The sequence below is a fragment of the Acinetobacter sp. YH16053 genome (assembly GCF_013417035.1).
GTDB lineage: Bacteria > Pseudomonadota > Gammaproteobacteria > Pseudomonadales > Moraxellaceae > Acinetobacter > Acinetobacter towneri.
Genome location: NZ_VPEP01000070.1, coordinates 1 through 2,947 on the forward strand (window position 1 = coordinate 1; position 2,947 = coordinate 2,947).

At 36.9% G+C, this 2,947-nt stretch carries 2 protein-coding genes; both read right to left on the reverse strand.

Annotated elements, in window-relative coordinates; all coding sequences use genetic code 11:
- Positions 1–133 precede the first annotated feature (133 nt).
- Positions 134–1,018, reverse strand: coding sequence for an Mph(E) family macrolide 2'-phosphotransferase (locus FTV43_RS14865; RefSeq protein ID WP_000155092.1), 885 nt, complete (start codon positions 1,016–1,018; stop codon positions 134–136).
- 55 nt (positions 1,019–1,073) lie between these two features.
- Complete coding sequence (msr(E), locus tag FTV43_RS14870) at positions 1,074–2,549, reverse strand: ABC-F type ribosomal protection protein Msr(E) (protein WP_000052512.1); 1,476 nt, start codon at positions 2,547–2,549, stop codon at positions 1,074–1,076.
- Positions 2,550–2,947: the final 398 nt, after the last annotated feature.

Genomic DNA, 2,947 nt, shown 5'->3' on the forward strand with positions numbered 1-2,947 from the left:
CATAAGAAATTTTATGTTAAATGATTGTTAGAAATGCCCCTTGATCGAGGCATTTTCTATAAAGAATACTAAAAACTAATTAAAGCCAACCAAGTTTCAAAACAAGGCAGTTCTCAGCAATCATATTTTTAAATTATATAACTCCCAACTGAGCTTTTGCTCCAACGATAAGGCTTTCATTTTGAGTTTCTAAGGCAAATAAACCATACATCAAAGGAGAGGCCGCTGCTCTTTCTAAAGTCTGTTCATATAGTTTATTCCAAACTTTACCCCCTAGTTTTTCATACTCGATGATTAGAGTTTTGAGGCTTTCTTCTCCAAACAAAGTTACATGCCCAGCAAAATCAATCGCTGGGTCATCTATATGGGCTGTTGACCAATCAATAACGCCTGAAACAGCTCCATCCTTTGAAGCTAGTACATGCCCAGCATATAAATCGCCATGTATAAATTGGGTGAAATCTGCCCATAGAACATCATTATCCAACCATTTTCTGTAGCGGGTTTCCAATTGCTCACTTATACCAATTTCAGATTTTACTAACTGCAAATTGTTTGCTATTTCAGGTCTTAAATCTGAAGGTTTCATAATTTTCAAATCATTTTCCCGAACTTCTTTTTCAGGAATACTATGGATTTCAAATAAGGTTTTTGCCAAAGATGTTATGTATTTCGGGCTATCTTTGTCCATATTCCAAATTATTTCATAGGTTTCAGCATCCAAATTTAAAACAGGATTATCTTTAAGTATGGGATAAGCCACTAATTCTGTAGATGAAATTCTCCAATCAGGAACCTCTACAGAAAGATGTTTTTTTACCAATTCTAAAATGCGTTTTTCTTTCTTGATTTGTTCCCTCATGCCATCACGACGAGGAATACGCAGCAACCATTGTTGCCCCTTTGTATCAAGAGCAAAAACGACCTTAAAATCAATGCCCATTTCATTGAAATTCATTTTGTCCGTAAGCAACAAGCCGTGTGCTTCAGCAAGTGATTGAATATCTTGAATTGTCATTTTTAATTTCCTTTAAAGAGTTCAATAATTAATGTTCGGATTAGATTGGCTATCATTAACAATCTCTCTCAAAAGTCTTGATGATTTTGTGGTCTTTGATCTCGTAGATAATGTCAGCAATATTATCGACCAATTGCTTGTCATGAGATACGAAGATAATAGTTCCTGCATAGGACTTCATCATTGTTTCTAATGCGGCAATACTTTTTAGGTCAAGATAGTTTCCTGGTTCATCCATAAGCAAAATATTATATTTTCCTAAAAGCATTTTGGATAAAAGCAGTTTGATGATTTCACCTCCCGATAAGTCGGATAAGTTTTTTTGAATATCATTCGCTCCGATCCCCATTGAAGCCAATACTGCACGAATTTCCGCAACTGTGTACTCGCACTCTTCCTGCATAAAGGAGAGCACAGATTTATGCGTGTTAAATTTATATCCTGTTTGTGTAAAGTAGCCAATTTCAGCTTTTGGAGATATGGTTAATCCATCAGCACGTTCTGATATCATTTTTAACAAGGACGTTTTCCCTGTTCCATTCGATCCAGTTATAGCGACTTTAGCGCCAAGCGGTATTATAAAGTTAGCGTCATCAAAGATAGTACGGCTACCAAATTTTAAGCTCAGACCATCTGCCGTAATCGGGAACTTATTGTGCAGTTCTAGGGCTGAACTTTGACGAAAACGAATAGAACGCAAATGCTCTGGTGCTTGAATATCTTCTAATGCAGCCAAACGCTTTTCCATACTCTTAGCTGCCTGATACAGTTTTCTTTGCTTGGTGCCAGTCATTTTTGCATGCCCAAGTCGTCCAGCACTTTCGGTAGAGTTTTTGGATTTTTCTCCTTTTTTCTTATTGTCTAATCGATTAGCTTGCTGGCGTTTTTCTTGCACAGCAGATTCTAATCGCTCCCGTTCCTTCATCATCAGCTCATATTCTACGGCTTGGTGTTGTCGCTCTTCTTCTTTTTGACGCAAGTAATCCGAGTAACCACCCCAATATTCCGTAATTTTACCGTCTTTTAACTCCCATATCTTGTCTACAACCATATCAAGAAAATATCGGTCATGACTGATAACAAGTAATGCTCCATCAAATGCTTTAAGTTGACCAATAAGTAGATCTATTCCATTGAGATCAAGGTGGCTGGTTGGTTCATCCGCTAGAATGCCATGTACTTGTTGGGAAAATGCGGCAGCAATTTTTGCACGAGTTTCCTCTCCGCCACTCATTGTGTCGTTTTGTACATTGGAAACACCAAGGCGAGATAACATTGCCCGGTCTTCGACCGTTTCTATTTCGATTCCGCCCAGTTGGCTGATATGTGCAAAATCACCAAAACGCTGTAATGTCGCTTCGGCTAAAACAATTTCGCCATTAAGTACTTTGAGTAAACTACTCTTTCCTGCTCCGTTATCACCCACAAGACCAATACGGTCATAAGAGTGAATTTCCAATTCATCAATATCCAAAACATCACGCCCAGCATAATCCAAGCGTATGTTTCTCGCTTTAATAATTAAACTCATTTTTATTTACTCCTGTTTAGCTCTTGAAATTTTTTATGCAGCAAACAGGATTTAGGTGAAAACAAAAGCTAGCATCACAGTGTCCTCCCAAAAAAAAAGCTATTCATCCACAGGGTGGACAAATAGCTAGTCAATTAAGTTATAACTGGAAACTATGCACTAAAAGCATACTTATAAATTAAGCATACTTTTACTTTATATATCCGCATATATTCTTAAAGACACAACAAAAGCCCACCATTATAAAATAGTGTCACTATGCAAATAGTTGTGTCTTAACGAATGCGGATAGAATGCATAAACTTACCTAAAAAATAAAATTCAGTTTTATGATAACTTTACTGTTAAAAGAAGTCTAGACAACCTTGTTTTATGCTTGGATATAAGGCTTATTTTAA

What these genes read in the sequence shown, in the direction of transcription:
- FTV43_RS14865 (WP_000155092.1), bottom strand. Translation starts at nt 1,018, where the DNA reads ATGACAATTCAAGATATTCAATCACTTGCTGAAGCACACGGCTTGTTG.